This window comes from Streptomyces sp. NPDC091209 (genome assembly GCF_044757755.1).
Lineage (GTDB): Bacteria > Actinomycetota > Actinomycetes > Streptomycetales > Streptomycetaceae > Streptomyces.
This window is the reverse complement of record NZ_JBIVVR010000015.1, coordinates 129,606-145,551: the sequence shown is the minus strand read 5'-3', so window position 1 is coordinate 145,551 and position 15,946 is coordinate 129,606. Positions and strand designations below refer to the sequence as shown.

Annotated in this window: 10 protein-coding genes and 1 riboswitch; of the genes, 3 read left to right on the top strand and 7 right to left on the bottom strand. The window is 69.9% G+C overall.

What is annotated here, in order from left to right:
* Window positions 1-912: 912 nt before the first annotated feature.
* A riboswitch (cyclic di-AMP (ydaO/yuaA leader) is annotated at window positions 913-1,077 on the top strand.
* A gap of 3 nt (window positions 1,078-1,080) precedes the next feature.
* The gene (locus tag ACIQRL_RS34400) at window positions 1,081-1,851 is read left to right on the top strand and encodes a transglycosylase SLT domain-containing protein (RefSeq protein ID WP_401338940.1); all 771 of its coding nucleotides are present in this window, start codon (window positions 1,081-1,083) and stop codon (window positions 1,849-1,851) included.
* A 79-nt stretch (window positions 1,852-1,930) separates the two neighbouring features.
* Here the strand turns inward: ACIQRL_RS34400 and ACIQRL_RS34395 are convergent, their stop codons facing one another.
* From ACIQRL_RS34395 to ACIQRL_RS34385, 3 genes are all read right to left on the bottom strand, one after another.
* Entirely contained in the window at window positions 1,931-2,740 is an 810-nt protein-coding gene (locus tag ACIQRL_RS34395; RefSeq protein WP_401338938.1) for an HAD family hydrolase, read from the bottom strand.
* 750 nt (window positions 2,741-3,490) lie between these two features.
* Window positions 3,491-4,714 carry an FAD-dependent oxidoreductase gene (locus ACIQRL_RS34390; RefSeq protein WP_401338935.1) on the bottom strand — a complete coding sequence of 408 codons (1,224 nt, stop codon included), beginning with the start codon at window positions 4,712-4,714 and terminating at the stop codon, window positions 3,491-3,493.
* A gap of 28 nt (window positions 4,715-4,742) precedes the next feature.
* Window positions 4,743-6,014 (bottom strand): ATP-grasp domain-containing protein, encoded by a 1,272-nt coding sequence (locus ACIQRL_RS34385; RefSeq protein ID WP_401338933.1) that lies wholly within the window; start codon window positions 6,012-6,014, stop codon window positions 4,743-4,745.
* Between the two features lie 228 nt (window positions 6,015-6,242).
* On the opposite strand from ACIQRL_RS34385, the gene fahA reads away from it, so the two are divergent.
* Window positions 6,243-7,472 (top strand): fumarylacetoacetase, encoded by a 1,230-nt coding sequence (gene fahA / locus ACIQRL_RS34380; protein ID WP_401338932.1) that lies wholly within the window; start codon window positions 6,243-6,245, stop codon window positions 7,470-7,472.
* 241 nt (window positions 7,473-7,713) lie between these two features.
* On the opposite strand, the gene recQ is transcribed toward fahA, so the two are convergent.
* Window positions 7,714-9,783, bottom strand: coding sequence for a DNA helicase RecQ (gene recQ / locus ACIQRL_RS34375; protein WP_401339037.1), 2,070 nt, complete (start codon window positions 9,781-9,783; stop codon window positions 7,714-7,716).
* 290 nt (window positions 9,784-10,073) lie between these two features.
* Between recQ and ACIQRL_RS34370 the strand changes: the two genes are divergently transcribed.
* On the top strand, window positions 10,074-10,736 hold the full coding sequence (locus ACIQRL_RS34370) for a hypothetical protein (protein ID WP_401338930.1): 663 nt from the start codon (window positions 10,074-10,076) through the stop codon (window positions 10,734-10,736).
* Between the two features lie 60 nt (window positions 10,737-10,796).
* On the opposite strand, the gene nuoN is transcribed toward ACIQRL_RS34370, so the two are convergent.
* Genes nuoN through nuoL form a run of 3 tightly spaced genes read right to left on the bottom strand, consistent with a single transcriptional unit; the run spans window position 10,797 to window position 15,942 of the window.
* Entirely contained in the window at window positions 10,797-12,455 is a 1,659-nt protein-coding gene (nuoN, locus tag ACIQRL_RS34365; protein WP_401338928.1) for an NADH-quinone oxidoreductase subunit NuoN, read from the bottom strand.
* Window positions 12,452-14,023: an NADH-quinone oxidoreductase subunit M gene (locus tag ACIQRL_RS34360; RefSeq protein ID WP_401338926.1), complete on the bottom strand. Its 1,572-nt coding sequence runs from the start codon at window positions 14,021-14,023 to the stop codon at window positions 12,452-12,454. The genes nuoN and ACIQRL_RS34360 overlap by 4 nt, the downstream gene beginning before the upstream one ends.
* Before the next feature lie 5 nt (window positions 14,024-14,028).
* The gene (gene nuoL / locus ACIQRL_RS34355; protein WP_401338924.1) at window positions 14,029-15,942 is read right to left on the bottom strand and encodes an NADH-quinone oxidoreductase subunit L; all 1,914 of its coding nucleotides are present in this window, start codon (window positions 15,940-15,942) and stop codon (window positions 14,029-14,031) included.
* Window positions 15,943-15,946 lie beyond the last annotated feature (4 nt).

Here is a 15,946-nt window from a genome sequence, read left to right as displayed (position 1 = left end):
CCTGGCCTGGCCGACAGGGCCTGGCCTGGCCGACAGGGCCTGGCCTGGCCGACAGGGCCTGGCCTGGCCGACAGGGCCTGGCCTGGCCGACAGGGCCTGGCCTGGCCGACAGGGTTTACGGGGAAGGGAGTTGGCCCCCGTGAGCTCCCTGTGCGTCGCGCGTCCGACTCCGATCGGCCTGGGCGTCCCAACTCCGATACACCGGGCCTCCCCGCGCCGGTCCGCCGGTCGCACTGCGCCAGTCCACCGGTCACCCCCGCGCGGGTCCGCCGGTCGCACCGCGCCAGTCCACCGGTCACCCCCGCGCCGGTCCGCCGCACACCCCCACGCCGGACTGTCGTACGCCCCGACACTGACATCCCGCGCGTACGCCGAACACCGGTGCCACGGACCGCACTTCGCCCCGCGCTCAGCGGGGCTCGGGTCGCGCTCGGCCCGGCGACGGAGCAACTCGGTCCGGCTTGCACGGACTCGGCCCCGCGCCCGGAGCGGCCCGCTTCGGGTCACCGAGCCCGGCCGGCGTCCGGCCCGCGCCGCGGCCCCCGACGGGCCGCGCCCGACGTGTCCCGCGCCACGAATCTCGCTGCGCGAGGGGCCGCTCGACGTCCTCCGAGGGCACCGCGCCCCACCACCACCCGAAGCGCAATGCCCGAATTACCCCGCATGCCGCCTTGATGACCCTTGGTCTCGTGAATTGAGTCACCAGCGAGCCGGGGTGCCACCTCGCGCCGCCTTCCGACCAACCCCTTTGCCAAAGGCAAGTTGAGGATCCAATTCCGGCGCAATCGGACTTTTTCCCCGGGCTCTAACCAGGCGAAAGCGATCTTCGCAGTCAAATCTGGCCTTGTTCCGGACATGTGCTCTCGCATACGTTCTGGTCGATCCCGGGCGGATCGCCGAATCCTGCCGCCGCCCGGCAACCCACCAACCCACGCACGGCAGGAGCGGGGGAACCACAGGTAAGCCGCCGATCCGGACACACCGGACCGGCTAGGGGTGAAGCCGCGCCTATAACGCGGCCGGGCATCTCCCGCCCGAACCCGACAGCTCACCTCGCAGGCGTCGGAGAGGAAATTCGTCATGCCCGTACGAGGCAAGCACCGCCGCATGAAGACCAACGTCATCACCCGGGGCATGATCGCCGCCGGAACCGGTGGCATCGCCCTCGCCCTTCCGCTCGTGAGCGCCACCGGCGCCCACGCCGCGACTCCGGCGCAGGCCCCGCAGCTCACGAAGGCCGCCCACACCGCGGTGATCCCCAACGTGCAGCTCGTCACCTACAAGGTGGTCGCGGGCGACACCCTCTCCAAGGTGGCACAGAAGCACCCCGCGAGCGGTGGCTGGAAGAAGCTGTACGCGGCGAACCGCGCGGTCATCGGCGACAACCCCGCACTGATCCGTCCGGGCCTGAAGCTGACCGTGGGCACGAAGAAGCTGAAGTCGACGGTTGTGCGGACCACGGCGAACGCGACCCCGGCCGTCGCCAAGTCCACGGTGGCCACCGCCACCCAGGCGTCTCTCAAGACGTACGCCAACAACCTCGACGGCTGGATCAAGCAGTCCCTGGACGTCATGGCCAAGGCGGGCATACCGGGCAGCTACGACGGCATCTACCGCAACGTGATGCGCGAGTCCTCCGGCAACCCCAACGCCATCAACAACTGGGACTCCAACGCCGCCGCGGGCATCCCCTCCAAGGGGCTGCTCCAGGTCATCGACCCCACGTTCCAGGCCTTCCACGTCGCCGGCACGTCGATGAACATCTACGACCCGGTCGCGAACATCACGGCTGCCTGCAACTACGCGGCCAAGACCTACGGCTCCATCGACAACGTCAACGGCGCCTACTGATCGCACCCCGGTTTCCTCGGCTTCGCCCGCACCCGTCGGCGGCACCTTCCCGGTGCCGCCGACGGGTGCGTCGGCGCCGCTAGAAGCCGAAGAGGCGTTCCAGGACCACCGCGATCCCGTCGTCCTCGTTCGACAGGGTGACCTCGTCGGCCACCGCCTTCAGTTCCGGGTGGGCGTTGGCCATCGCCACGCCGCGGGCGGCCCAGTCGAACATCGGGATGTCATTGGGCATGTCACCGAAGGCGAGCGTCGCGCACGGGGTGAGTCCCAAGTGCGCGGCGGCCAGAGCGAGGCCCGTCGCCTTGGTCACCCCGCATGGCTGGAGTTCGACGGTACCGGGCCCCGACATGGTGACCGTCGCGAGCGAACCGACCACTCCCCGCGCCGCCGAGGCCAACTCGTCGTCGGACAGGGACGGGTGACGGAGCAACACCTTGCTGATCGGCTCCGTCCAGAGGTCGTCCCGGCGCGGCACCCGCACGGCCGGCAGGGTCGGATGCGGCATCACATACCCCGGCTCGATGAGCGTCAGTCCGTCCACGCCGTCCTGGTCGACCGCCGCGTACAGCAGCCCGACCTCCGCCTCGATCTTGCCGAGTGCCGTCTCCGCCAGTTCCCTGTCCAGGGTCACCGACCACAGCATGCGGTCCGCTCCGGCGTCGTACAGCTGCGCCCCCTGCCCGCACACCGCCAGTCCCTCACCGCCGAGTTCATCGAGGAGCGGTCGCACCCGCGGTGCGGGGCGGCCCGTCACCACGAGGTGCTGGGCACCCGCCTGGATCACCTTCGCCAACGCGGCGCGTGACCGGTCGGAGAGTGTGTCGTCGCCGCGCAGCAGCGTTCCGTCCAGGTCAGTGGCGATGAGTGAATATGCAGTCGGAGCGGCCATGATCCGAAGAATACGGATCGAACGACTCATCGGCCCGGCGTGAACCGGACGACGTCCGGTATCCCGTCAGCAACGCCGTTCACCGTACGGTGGTAAGCGCGTTGCGACCGCTTCGGATCACGCACGGTCCGCTTCCGCCCACACCGACTTTCCCGCACACGACCGACCACAACACCCCAACACGCCCTGGCGGCAGGCCAACTCGGTGACGGGTCACTCGGCGACAGGCCGAGCCGATGAAAGGCCGACCTGACCGGCCGACTCGGTAACGGCACGCATCTCGACGGGAATCGCCGGGGATCATCGCCAAGTCCGAGGAGAGACACGCCTGTTGGGCCCGTATTTGTTGAGCCCCCCAAGCCCCCACGGACGGGATCAACTTCGAGCGCGTCGACGTGAGGGCGTGGACAAAGGGCCGAGGGCCGAAGGCCGAGAGCCGAAGGCCGAGAGCCAAGGGAACCGGCACCCCAAGGAGCCAGCGGCCGAGGACCCAGCCGTCCCGAGGAACCGAGGGCCGAAAACCTATCCGCCCGGAGGCACCCGCCGCTCCGAGGAGCCGGCAGCCCCCAAGGAGCCGCGGGTCCACACCCCGGCCGCCCGAAGGGACCAGCCGGCTGAGGGGCGACGGCCGCCGCCCCTCAGCCGCTCCCACCGTCGGCCGTGCTCACCCTCGGCCGCACCCACCGTCGGCCGTGCTCACCCTCGGCCGCACGCAGCGTCGGCCGTGCTCACCGCCGGCCGTCCCTCACCTCACCCGTGCGCCGCCACCAGATGCCCCGCCAGCCGCGAGGAGGCGAACTCCGTCCCGCACACGAAGCGCATCACCGGCCCGTACGAGGCCGCCGCAGGCAGACCCGTGAAGTACAGCCCGGGAACGGAGGACCGGAACCCGGCACCCAGCCTCGGTGTGCCGCGGCTCACCGCCAGCTCCGCGCGGAGCTCGTGCCCGAGGAAGTCCATCGCGGCGATGTCGACGCGATAGCCGGTCGCCGCGATCACATGATCGGCGGAGATCTCGTCCACCCGGCCGCCATGGGTCTGCACCGTGAGGACCGGGCTGCCGTCGGGGGCCGAGGCGCCGACGATCCGCTGGACCTCACGGACCGCGACCTTGCCCTCGAAACGGTCACGGAGCCACCAGGCACCGAGCGGACCGAGCACCCGGCGGACCAGGTAGTGCCGGGCCTGGGCGGGCAGATAGCGATAGGGCTGCGGATAGTAGCTCAGCGCCCACAGGGACCAGGCGCGCCCGAACGGCGACTCGGGACGCAACCTGGGCTGCTTCCACGGCGGCGCGCCGAAGTCGACGGCGCCCTTGCCCCGGGACACCACCAGCACCTGCGCGCCGGCCTCCGCCGCGAGTGCCGCCGTCTCCAGGGCGGACTGCCCCGCGCCGACGACTATCAGCTCCTTGCCGGAGAAGCGGCTCAGGTCGTGCTGCTGCGAGCTGTGCGAGACCGGGCCGGTCGGCGTGGGACCGTCGGCCGCCGCCCCCGCGAGCTCGGGAGGCAGATGGGCCAGCCCGGAGAGCCCGGTGGCCACCACGACCGCCCGCGCGGTGAACGACTCCCCCGAGTCCAGCTTGAGTTCGAACCCCTCGGACCGGCCCGCCCCCTCCCGGCCGCCCTTCCGGTCGATCGACACGACCCGCACCCGCTCCAGGTCGGGCACCAGCTTCTGCTGGAACCACTCCCCGTACGCGATGAACGTGTCGACCGGGATGATGTCCTCGTCCGTGACCAGGCGCGGTATGCCCGCCGCGGTGCAATAGTCTCCGAGCGTGTGCCCCTGCTGCGGAGCGTCGATACTGGACGCGGCCGGGGTCGACTTGAGGAGCATTCCCTCGGGCATGTGGTCACGCCAGCTGACCATGGGCTCGCCGAAGACACGCACCGGGACACCACGCGCCCGCAGATGGGCGGCGGTGGACAGGCCGAACGGCCCCGCACCGATGACTGCTACCGGATGAATCACGAAGTCCCCTCCCCAGGACGTACTACGCCTACTTCGCGGTAGAACTGTTCGTGCTGCCGCGGCGGTTGGTCCGCCACAGCTGATAGAGATGTTTCGCTCCCGGCCCCACGAAGCGGGCCAGCATCGTGAAGAACGGCCGCAGGTCGTCACCCGCGAGCCACGCCAGCTCCGTACCGCTCGCGCGGGCCGGCGCGTGCGGGGTCGTATAGCCGCTGCGCCGGTAGGCGAGCAGAGCCGGCAGGTCGATGTTCTCCACGATGTAACGGTGACCGGCCCGCTGTTCCCCCTCGGGAACGGCACGTCCGGTCACGTCCAAATGCATGGCACGGACGACGTCGATCCCCGACTCGTTCTCGAAGAGCCGGAACTGCGCGCCCACGCGCGGGTTGAAGTCGAGAAGCTTGTACTGACCGTCGCGGCGGTCGAACCGCAGGTCGAGGTCGACGATTCCGCTGAAGCCGATCTGTTTGATGAAACGCGCGGCGAGGTCCGCGAGTTCCGGATTGTCCACGACGTACGCGTTCGCCGTCATGCCCGCGTGCGGCGGCCAGGAGCGGACCTTCACCCCCGTGAACATCGCGAGCGGCGCCGAGTCCGCGCCGAAGTAGGCGTGCACGATCCAGTCCTCCGCCTCCTCCCGCGGCAGGTACTCCTGGAGGATCACGCCGGGCTGCGCGCCCCACTCCCGGGCGAGGGTGAGCAGTCCCTCGCGGGTCGCGATCTTCGTGGTGCCGTTCACCGCGGGGCTGCTGCGGCGCACGAACGCCTCGCGGTTCTTGGCGACGACGGGGAAGCGCGCCTTCTCGGCGAACGCCTCGATCTCGTCGTACGACTGGGGAAAGGCCGCCTCCGGGCTGGGGATGCCGTGCTCCACGCACAGTTCGTGCAGCCCCTGCTTGCTGGCCAGCCGGCGCGGCAGCTTGGCGTCCACCCGCGGGAAGAGAAAACGGTCGGCCAGTTCCTCCTGGTGCTCGGCGATCAGTACGGCGGCCTCTTCGTCCGTCGGGACGAGGACCGTGGGACGGCCGATGCGCCGGCCCATGCGCAGCAGCCCCTCGACGAGCCGCTCCGGTTCCTCCGTCCCGGTGGTCGGCCAGACGAAGGCGCGCCGCAGATAGCGCGAGCTCGCGGCCGGTGTGTAACGGTCCTCGGTGATCGCGTACATCGGAATGCCGAGTCGGCCCAGACTCCGTATGGCGCCCACACCGCCGTGGTGCAGCGGGTAGTCGCCGAACTTCACTATGAGGCCCGGAACTTCCCGGTCGACGTCGACCGGCACACTCCTGGAGCTCCTGGCCATGGGTCCCCCCACATGTCCCCCCTACGGACCGGACCCACCCCGTCCGTGTCCCCCAAAGGACGCTAAGCCGGAATTACCGCGTCCGACAAGGCCAATTCGGACATTGCAAACTCTTTAGGCCCTGCCACAGCATGGTCACTCCCCCGTAACGTGTGCCCCGACCACATGAAACGCGTGGAACGCATCGATCACATGGCGCGTACGAATCCGAAAGCGAGGCACCAACCGATGCCCCCCTTCGATGTCCCCGAGGGCGATCCCTTCGGCCCGCACAACCTGCCGTACGGCGTGTTCTCCCTGGCCGGCCCGGCCGGCGCCCCCGAACGGCGCGTCGGCGTACGGCTCGGGGACCACGTCCTCGACGCGGGCGCCGCGGCCCGCTCGCTGGGCTCCCCGTACGCCGGGCTGCTCGCTCAGCCGAGCCTCGACCCGCTGCTCGCCGCGGGCCGCACCGCCTGGTCCGATGTCCGGCGCGCGCTGACGGCCTGGGTGACCGTCCCGGCCCACCGGGAGACCCTCGCTCCCCATTTCCACCCGCTCTCCGAGGTGACGCTGCACCTCCCGTTCACGGTCGCGGACTACGTCGACTTCTACGCTTCCGAGAACCACGCCCGGAACGTCGGCCAGATCTTCCGCCCGGACGCCGCCGACTCCCTCACGCCCAACTGGAAGCACCTTCCGATCGGCTATCACGGCCGCTCCGGCACGGTCGTGGTCTCTGGCACGGATGTCGTACGCCCGTCGGGCCAGCGCAAGGCCCCCGCGGACGCCGCCCCCGTCTTCGGCCCCTCGATCCGCCTGGACATCGAGGCGGAGGTCGGCTTCGTGGTCGGCACCCCCTCGGAACAGGGCCGGCCGGTGCGGCTGGGCGACTACCGCGACCACGTCTTCGGCCTCTGCCTCCTCAACGACTGGTCGGCACGGGACATCCAGGCCTGGGAGTACGTCCCCCTCGGCCCGTTCCTCGGTAAGTCGTTCGCCACGTCCGTGTCGGCGTGGATCACCCCGCTCGACGCCCTCGACGAGGCCCGCGTGGCGTCTCCCGCCCGCACGCACCCCCTCCTTCCCTATCTCGACGACGCCTCCGAGGACCCGGGCGGCTACGACCTGCGGATCTCCGTCGCCATCAACGGCCACGTCGTCTCCGAACCGCCCTTCTCCACCATGTACTGGACGGCCGCGCAGCAGCTTGCCCACATGACGGTCAACGGAGCCTCCCTGCGCACCGGTGACCTCTACGGCTCCGGAACCGTCAGCGGCCCCTCCGAGGGCGAGCGCGGCTCCCTGCTCGAACTCACCTGGAACGGGCGCGACGCCCTCGAACTCCCCGACGGCAAGCGCACGTTCCTGGAGGACGGCGACGAGGTCACCCTGACGGCCTGGGCCCCCGGGCCGGGCGGAACCCGGGTGGGCCTCGGCGAGGTCCGGGGCCGCATCACGCAGGCCGTCCCCCAGTAGGGGTTCCTCCCGGGGAAACGAGGTCCGTGTCACGGTGGCCAGGATCCTGGCCACCGTGCCCCCGGTGAAGCAGTCCGGGAGGCTCGGACGAACCGGCCGCCCGGCACCCCGCGCCGACCCGATCACCGCCTGGCGCCCCCGCGCCGACCCGCTCCACCACCCAGCACCCGTGCACCGACCCGATCAACGCCTGGCGCTCCTGCCCATGCCTGATCAGCCGCCCGGGTCCCGGCCGGTGCCGCTACATCCAGTCCTCGGGTTCCGGCTCCTGGTCCAGCTCGGGCCAGTCAGGGTCCGGTCCCGCAGTGGCCGCCGGAACCGACGCGGGCACGGGTCTGCCCGCGGCCGACGACCGTCCTGCGGGTGTGCCGGTGGCTGCCGACGGCGCCGCGGGTGCGCCGGGGACAGTCCGGGGTGCGGGCGCGCCGTCGCCCAGCGAGGCGAGCACCCCGATGACACCCTCCCCGTAGGTCGCCAGCTTCTTCTCGCCCACTCCGCTGATGCCGCCCAGGTCCTTCACCGAGGTGGGCCACACCGTGGCGATCTCCCGCAGCGTGGCGTCGTGGAAGATGACGTACGCCGGGACGCCCTGCTCACGCGCCTGCTCACCGCGCCAGGAACGCAGCGCCTCGAACGCGGGGACGAGCTCGGGGGGCAGCTCGGCAGCCGCGGCCTTGGCCTTGCGCTCGCCCTTGGGTGCCGACGACCGGGACGCGGCCGGCTTCGGCGACTCCTTGCGCAGCGGCACATCGCGCTCGCGCCGCAGCACGGTCCCGCTGGCGTCGGTCAGCACCAGCGTGCCGTACTCGCCCTCGACCGCGATCAGCCCCTGAGCCAGCATCTGCCGTACGACACCGCGCCATTCGGCCTCCGCCAGCTCCTCGCCGATGCCGAAGACGGACAGTTGGTCGTGGTCGAACTGGATCACCTTGGCGGTCTTCCGCCCCAGCAGGATGTCGACGATCTGGCCCGCGCCGAACTTCTGGCCCCGCTCGCGCTGGAGGCGCACCACCGTGGACAGCAGCTTCTGCGCCGCGACCGTACCGTCCCAGGTCTCCGGGGGCGTCAGACAGGTGTCGCAGTTGCCGCAGGCCGGGGTGTTGGGGTCCTGGCCGAAGTAGGCGAGGAGCTGGGAGCGCCTGCACTGGGCCGTCTCGCACAGGGCGAGCATCGAGTCCAGATGGGCGGCGGCCCGGCGTCTGAACGCCTCGTCGCCCTCCGAGCCCTGGATCATCTTGCGCTGCTGGACCACGTCCTGGAGGCCGTATGCCATCCAGGCCGTGGACGGGAGCCCGTCACGGCCGGCGCGGCCCGTCTCCTGGTAGTAGCCCTCGACGGACTTCGGCAGGTCCAGGTGGGCGACGAACCGTACGTCCGGCTTGTCGATGCCCATGCCGAAGGCGATCGTGGCGACCACCACGAGGCCGTCCTCCCGCAGGAAGCGGGACTGGTGCGCGGCACGGGTGCCCGAGTCCAGACCCGCGTGGTACGGCACGGCCTCGACGCCGTTGCGGGAGAGGAACTCGGCCGTCTTCTCCACCGAGTTGCGCGAGAGGCAGTACACGATGCCCGCGTCGCCCGCGTGCTCCTCGCGCAGGAAGGACAGCAACTGCTTCTTCGGGTCGGCCTTGGGAATGATCCGGTACTGGATGTTGGGGCGGTCGAAGCTCGCCTCGAAGTGGCGGGCCGTGGGCATGCCCAGGCGCTGGGTGATCTCCTTGTGCGTCGCACGCGTGGCCGTGGCCGTCAGCGCGAGGCGCGGGACGTCCGGCCAGCGCTCGCCGAGCAGGGAGAGCGCCAGATAGTCGGGACGGAAGTCGTGGCCCCACTGGGCCACACAGTGCGCCTCGTCGATCGCGAAGACCGAGATCTTCCCGCGGGACAGCAGGTCGAGCGTGCTGTCCAGACGCAGCCGCTCCGGGGCCAGGTAGAGCAGGTCCAGCTCTCCGGCCAGGAACTCCGCCTCGACGACGCGCCGCTCGTCGAAGTCCTGAGTGGAGTTCATGAACCCGGCGCGCACGCCCAGCGCCCGCAGCGCGTCGACCTGGTCCTGCATGAGCGCGATGAGCGGGGAGACCACAATGCCCGTACCCGGTCTGACCAGGGAAGGAATCTGGTAGCACAGGGACTTTCCGCCACCGGTCGGCATCAGGACGACGGCGTCACCGCCCGCCACCACATGCTCGATGATCGCTTCCTGCTCGCCGCGGAAGGCGTCGTACCCGAAGACCCGGTGGAGAGTGGCCAGCGCCTCGCTCTCGCCCAGCGTCTCCGTCGCGTCCGCTTCGGTCATCACACCCGTCCCGCCCATCGTTCTGTCCCCCGTACGTCGCGCCTCGACCACTGCGTCCACGATAGGGGTCCGCACCGACAGTCCGAGAGTTGTCCACAGGCTGCGAGGGACCGGCTTCCCTACGTACCGGCGCCAGACCCCTCTCACTCCCCTGCACGGCGCGCCCCTCCCGGGTTCAACCCGTTGGACCCGCTTGCATGGCGGCCCTTCGTGGCCGAGGGCCATGCTGCTCGGGCGGGAGGAGGGGGCCCGCATCCGACGGACCCGCGCCGTCCGTGCACCTGTCAAGCGTCTCTAGGAGCCTTCGCATGTCCCAGCGCCCCCTCAGGACCGCCCTCACCCTCGTGACAGCCGCTGCCGCCTCGCTCGCCCTGTCCGCCGTGCCCGCCCCGGCCTCGGACGGTCCGGCCGACCGGAAGGAGATCCGCGACCTGGCCACGGCGTACATGGCCAGCGTCAAGTACCTCGACGAGAAGGTCGCCCTCGCCGACGGATACGTCCCTCATCAGTGCTCCACGGATCCCGCGGGACACGGCAGCATGGGTTACCACTACTTCAACGAGTCCCGCTACGGCTCGCTCGACCCGGCGAAGCCCGCGGCCCTCCTCTTCGAGGACGGCAAGGACGGCAAGCGCAAGCTGGCCGGGGTGGAGTGGATCGTGCTGGACTCGGACCAGAACATGAAGACCACCAAGGACCGGCCCTCGATGTTCGGCGGCCAGAAGTTCGACGGTCCGATGCCGGGTCACTACCCCGGGATGCCGATCCACTACGACCTGCACGTCTGGCTCTGGAAGCACAATCCCAGCGGCCTGTTCAACCGCTGGAACCCCAGGGTGAAGTGCCCGGCCGCCCCGGCTCAGTCCCACTCGTCCGGCACAACCCACTCCGGATCGTCGGGCAAGGCCCCCTCCGGCGCGTCGGGCAAGGCCCCCTCCGCATCGTCGGCCACCGCCCACTCCGCCCACTGAGAACGCCTCGGGCCCCGCTCCCCTTGGAGGGAGCGGGGCCCGAACCGCGCAAGGCCCTGCTCAGCGCACGAAGACCCCGGCCTGGCTCGCCAGGTTCAGGAAGTACTGCGGCGCGACACCGAGCACCAGCGTGACCGCCACCCCCACCGCGATGGCCGTCGTGGTCAGCGGGGACGGCACGGCGACCGTCGGCCCCTCGGGCTTCGGCTCGCTGAAGAACATCAGCACGATCACGCGGATGTAGAAGAACGCCGCGATGGCCGACGAGATCACACCGACCACGACCAGTGCGCCCGCGCCGCCCTCGGCCGCCGCCTTGAACACGGCGAACTTTCCGGCGAACCCCGAGGTGAGCGGGATCCCCGCGAAGGCCAGCAGGAACACCGCGAACACCGCGGCCACCAGCGGAGACCTGCGTCCGAGACCCGCCCACTTGGACAGGTGCGTGGCCTCGCCGCCCGCGTCCCGCACGAGCGTGACGACGGCGAAGGCGCCGATCGTGACGAACGAGTACGCGCCCAGGTAGAAGAGGACCGACGAGACGCCGTCCGGCGAGGTCGCGATGACACCGGCGAGGATGAATCCGGCGTGCGCGATCGACGAGTACGCCAGGAGCCGCTTGATGTCGGTCTGGGTGATCGCGACGATCGCGCCGCCCAGCATGGTGACGATCGCCACGGCCCACATGACCGGCCGCCAGTCCCAGCGCAGGCCCGGCAGGACGACGTACAGCAGGCGCAGCAGCGCGCCGAACGCGGCCACCTTGGTCGCCGCCGCCATGAAGCCGGTGACCGGGGTCGGCGCGCCCTGGTAGACGTCCGGTGTCCACATGTGGAAGGGCACGGCGCCGACCTTGAAGAGCAGACCCATCACGATCAAGGCCATTCCGATGAGCAGCAGTACGTCGTTGCCCATGGTGCCGGCGAGCGCCGGGTCGACGTTCGTGACCGTGCCGTCGACGACGTGCGCGATCGTCGCATACGACACCGAGCCCGCGTAGCCGTACAGCAGGGCGATGCCGAAGAGCGTGAACGCGGAGGCGAAGGCGCCGAGCAGGAAGTACTTGACCGCGGCCTCCTGCGACATGAGCCGCTTGCGGCGGGCCACGGCACACAGGAGGTACAGCGGGAGGGAGAAGACCTCCAGCGCGATGAACAGGGTCAGCAGGTCGTTGGCCGAGGGGAAGACCAGCATGCCGCTGATCGCGAAGAGCAGCAGCGGGAACACCTCGGTGGTGGTGAACCCGGCCTTCACGGCGGCCTTCTCGCTGTCGCTGCCGGGCACGGACGCGGCCTGCGCGGCGAAGGAGTCGACCCGGTTCCCGTGCGCCTCGGGGTCGAGGCGCCGCTCGGCGAAGGTGAAGACGCCGAGGATACCGGCGAGCAGGATCGTGCCCTGGAGGAACAGGGATGGTCCGTCGACGGCGATCGCGCCCATCGCGGCGATGTGCGCCTTTGTCGTGCCGTATCCGCCCGCCGCGAGCGCGACGACCGCGGCGAACGCCGCGGCCAGTGCGACGACGGCGACGAACACCTGTGCGTAGTAACGCGACTTGCGCGGCACGAAGGCCTCGACCAGCACCCCGATGATCGCCGCGCCGATGACGATCAAGGTGGGCGACAATTGCCCATATTCGATCTTCGGTGCGTTGATCTTGGAGATCGGCTCGGCTGCGGTTGCCGCCGTTGTCCACAGGCTGTGGACGGCTGATGCGCTCACTTGGCCGCCTCCACCGCGGGCTGGGGGTCCGTCTTGTGTACATCTGACATGGTCTGGTTGACCGCCGGGTTGACGATGTCGGTGAGCGGCTTCGGGTAGACGCCCAGGAAGATCAGCAGAGCGATCAGCGGGGCGACCACCAGGAGCTCGCGCACCCTGAGGTCGGGCATCTCGGCGACCTCCGCCTTGACCGGGCCCGTCATCGTCCGCTGGTAGAGGACGAGGGTGTAGAGCGCGGCGAGGACGATGCCGAAGGTGGCGACGATGCCGACGGCCGGGTAGCGCTCGAACGCGCCCACCAGAACCAGGAATTCACTCACGAAGGGTGCGAGACCCGGGAGCGACAGCGTCGCGAGGCCGCCGATCAGGAAGGTGCCGGCGAGCACCGGGGCGACTTTCTGCACCCCTCCGTAGTCGGCGATCAGACGCGAGCCGCGCCGCGAGATCAGGAAGCCGGCCACCAGCATCAGGGCGGCGGTCGAGATCCCGTGGTTGACCATGTAGAGCGTGGCGCCCGACTGGCCCTGACTGGTCATCGCGAAGATGCCCAGGATGATGAACCCGAAGTGCGAGATCGACGCGTAGGCGACCAGTCGCTTGATGTCCCGCTGTCCGACCGCGAGCAGCGCCCCGTAGATGATGCTGATCAGTGCCAGGACGAGGATCACGGGCGTCGCCCACTTGCTCGCCTCCGGGAAGAGCTGGAGGCAGAAGCGGAGCATCGCGAAGGTGCCGACCTTGTCGACGACCGCCGTGATCAGCACGGCGACCGGCGCGGTGGCCTCACCCATGGCGTTGGGCAGCCAGGTGTGCAGCGGCCACAGGGGTGCCTTCACCGCGAAGGCGAAGAAGAAGCCGAGGAAGAGCCACCGCTCGGTGCTGGTCGCCATGTGCAGCGACCCGTTGGCCCGGGCCTGGACGATCTCCTGGAGCGAGAAGCTTCCGGCCACTACGTAGAGGCCGATCACGGCGGCCAGCATGATCAGGCCGCCGACCAGGTTGTAGAGGAGGAACTTCACCGCGGCGTACGAGCGTTGGGTCGCCGCCGCCGCGTCACCGTGTTCGTGGGCGCGGTCCCCGAAGCCACCGATCAGGAAGTACATCGGGATCAGCATGGCTTCGAAGAAGACGTAGAAGAGGAAGACGTCGGTGGCCTCGAAGGAGATGATCACCATCGCCTCGACGGCCAGGATCAGGGCGAAGAAACCCTGGGTCGGACGCCAGCGCCTGCTTCCGGTCTCGTGCGGGTCGGCGTCGTGCCAGCCCGCCAGGATCACGAACGGCATCAGCAGCGCGGTGAGCGCGACGAGCGCCACCCCGATCCCGTCCACGCCCAGCTGGTAGCTCACCCCGAAGTCCGGGATCCAGGCGTGGGATTCGGTGAGCTGGTAACGGTCGCCGCCGGGGTCGAAACGCACCAGGGTGACCGCGGCGAGCACCAGGGTGCCGAGGGAGACGGACAGTGCCAGCCACTTGGCGGCGACGCGCCGCGCGGCCGGCACGGCGGCCGTGGCGATCGCCCCGAGGGCCGGGAGCGCCGCCGTCGCTGTCAGCAGAGGAAAGGACATCGGTATCAGACCGCCCTCATCAGCAGGGTCGCGGCGACGATGATCGCCGCACCGCCGAACATCGAGACCGCGTAACTGCGCGCATAGCCGTTCTGCAGCTTGCGCAGCCGCCCGGAGAGGCCGCCCACCGAGGCGGCCGTCCCGTTGACGACTCCGTCGACCAGAGTGTGGTCGACGTACACCAGGGAGCGGGTGAGGTGCTCACCGCCGCGCACCAGCACGACATGGTTGAAGTCGTCCTGGTACAGGTCGCGTCGGGCCGCCCGGGTGAGCAGGGAGCCGCGCGGGGCGACGACCGGGACGGAGCTGCGGCCGTACTGGAGGTAGGCGATGCCGGCGCCGACGACCAGCAGCACCATGGTGGCCAGGGTGACCGTGAGGGCGCTGACGGGCGAGTTGCCCTCCGAGTGCCCGGTGACCGGCTCCAGCCAGTGCAGGAAGCGGTCGCCGATGCTGAAGTAGGCGCCCGCGAAGACCGATCCGAAGGCCAGCACGATCATCGGGATCGTCATGGACCGGGGCGACTCGTGCGGGTGCGGCTCGTGGCCCTCCGCGTCGGGCTGCCAGCGCTTCTCCCCGAAGAAGGTCATGATCATCACGCGCGTCATGTAGTACGCGGTGATCGCCGCGCCCAGCAGGGTCACGCTGCCGAGGATCCAGCCCTCGGTGCCGCCCTTGGCGAAGGCCGCTTCGATGATCTTGTCCTTGGAGAAGAAGCCGGACAGGCCCGGGAAGCCGATGATCGCGAGATAGCCGAGGCCGAAGGTCACGAACGTGATCGGCATGTACTTCCTGAGGCCGCCGAACTTCCTCATGTCGACCTCGTCGTTCATGCCGTGCATGACCGAACCCGCGCCGAGGAAGAGACCGGCCTTGAAGAAGCCGTGCGTCACCAGGTGCATGATCGCCCAGACGTAGCCGATGGGGCCGAGGCCCGCCGCCAGCACCATGTAGCCGATCTGCGACATGGTCGAGCCGGCCAGCGCCTTCTTGATGTCGTCCTTCGCGCAACCGACGATCGCACCGAACAGGAGCGTGACCCCGCCCACGACGGTGACGACGAGCTGGGCGTCGGGCGCCGCGTTGAAGACAGCGGCCGAGCGCACGATCAGGTAGACACCCGCGGTCACCATGGTGGCGGCGTGGATGAGGGCCGAGACCGGGGTCGGGCCCTCCATCGCGTCCCCGAGCCAGGACTGCAGCGGCACCTGGGCGGACTTGCCGCAGGCGGCGAGCAGCAGCATCAGGGCGATGGCCGTGAGCTTGCCCTGGGTGGCGTCCCCGGCCACTCCCGGGTGCCCCTCGGCGCCGAGCAGCGGCCCGAAGGCGAAGGTCCCGAAGGTCGTGAACATCAGCATGATGGCGATGGACAGGCCCATGTCGCCCACACGGTTGACCAGGAACGCCTTCTTGGCGGCGGTGGCCGCGCTGGGCTTGTGCTGCCAGAAGCCGATCAGCAGGTACGAGGCGAGACCGACGCCCTCCCAGCCGACGTACAGCAGAAGGTAGTTGTCGGCGAGGACGAGCAGCAGCATCGCCGCCAGGAACAGGTTCAGATAGCCGAAGAAGCGGCGGCGGCGCTCGTCGTGCTCCATGTACCCGATCGAGTACAGGTGGATGAGCGAGCCGACACCGGTGATCAGCAGGACGAACGTCATCGACAGCTGGTCGAGCTGGAAGCCGACGTCCGCCCGGAAGTGTCCGACGGCGATCCAGCTGTACAGATGCTGCGTGAAGGTCCGGTCCTCAGGACCCTTCCCCAGCATGTCGGCGAAGAGCACGGCGGCGATCACGAAGGAGGCGGCCGCGAACGCGGTGCCGATCCACTGGCCGACGGCGTCGAGCCGCCGTCCGCCGCACAGCAGGACGACCGCTCCGAGCAGAGGCGCCGCTACCAGCAGCGCAATCAGGTTCTCCACGATT

Excerpts from the sequence above, each read along its gene's own strand:
- ACIQRL_RS34370 (WP_401338930.1), top strand. The coding sequence starts at position 10,074 with ATGTCCCAGCGCCCCCTCAGGACCGCCCTCACCCTCGTGACAGCCGCT.
- fahA (WP_401338932.1), top strand. The coding sequence starts at position 6,243 with ATGCCCCCCTTCGATGTCCCCGAGGGCGATCCCTTCGGCCCGCACAAC.
- ACIQRL_RS34360 (WP_401338926.1), bottom strand. The coding sequence starts at position 14,023 with ATGTCCTTTCCTCTGCTGACAGCGACGGCGGCGCTCCCGGCCCTCGGG.
- ACIQRL_RS34400 (WP_401338940.1), top strand. The coding sequence starts at position 1,081 with ATGCCCGTACGAGGCAAGCACCGCCGCATGAAGACCAACGTCATCACC.
- ACIQRL_RS34385 (WP_401338933.1), bottom strand. The coding sequence starts at position 6,014 with ATGGCCAGGAGCTCCAGGAGTGTGCCGGTCGACGTCGACCGGGAAGTT.
- recQ (WP_401339037.1), bottom strand. The coding sequence starts at position 9,783 with ATGGGCGGGACGGGTGTGATGACCGAAGCGGACGCGACGGAGACGCTG.
- ACIQRL_RS34395 (WP_401338938.1), bottom strand. The coding sequence starts at position 2,740 with ATGGCCGCTCCGACTGCATATTCACTCATCGCCACTGACCTGGACGGA.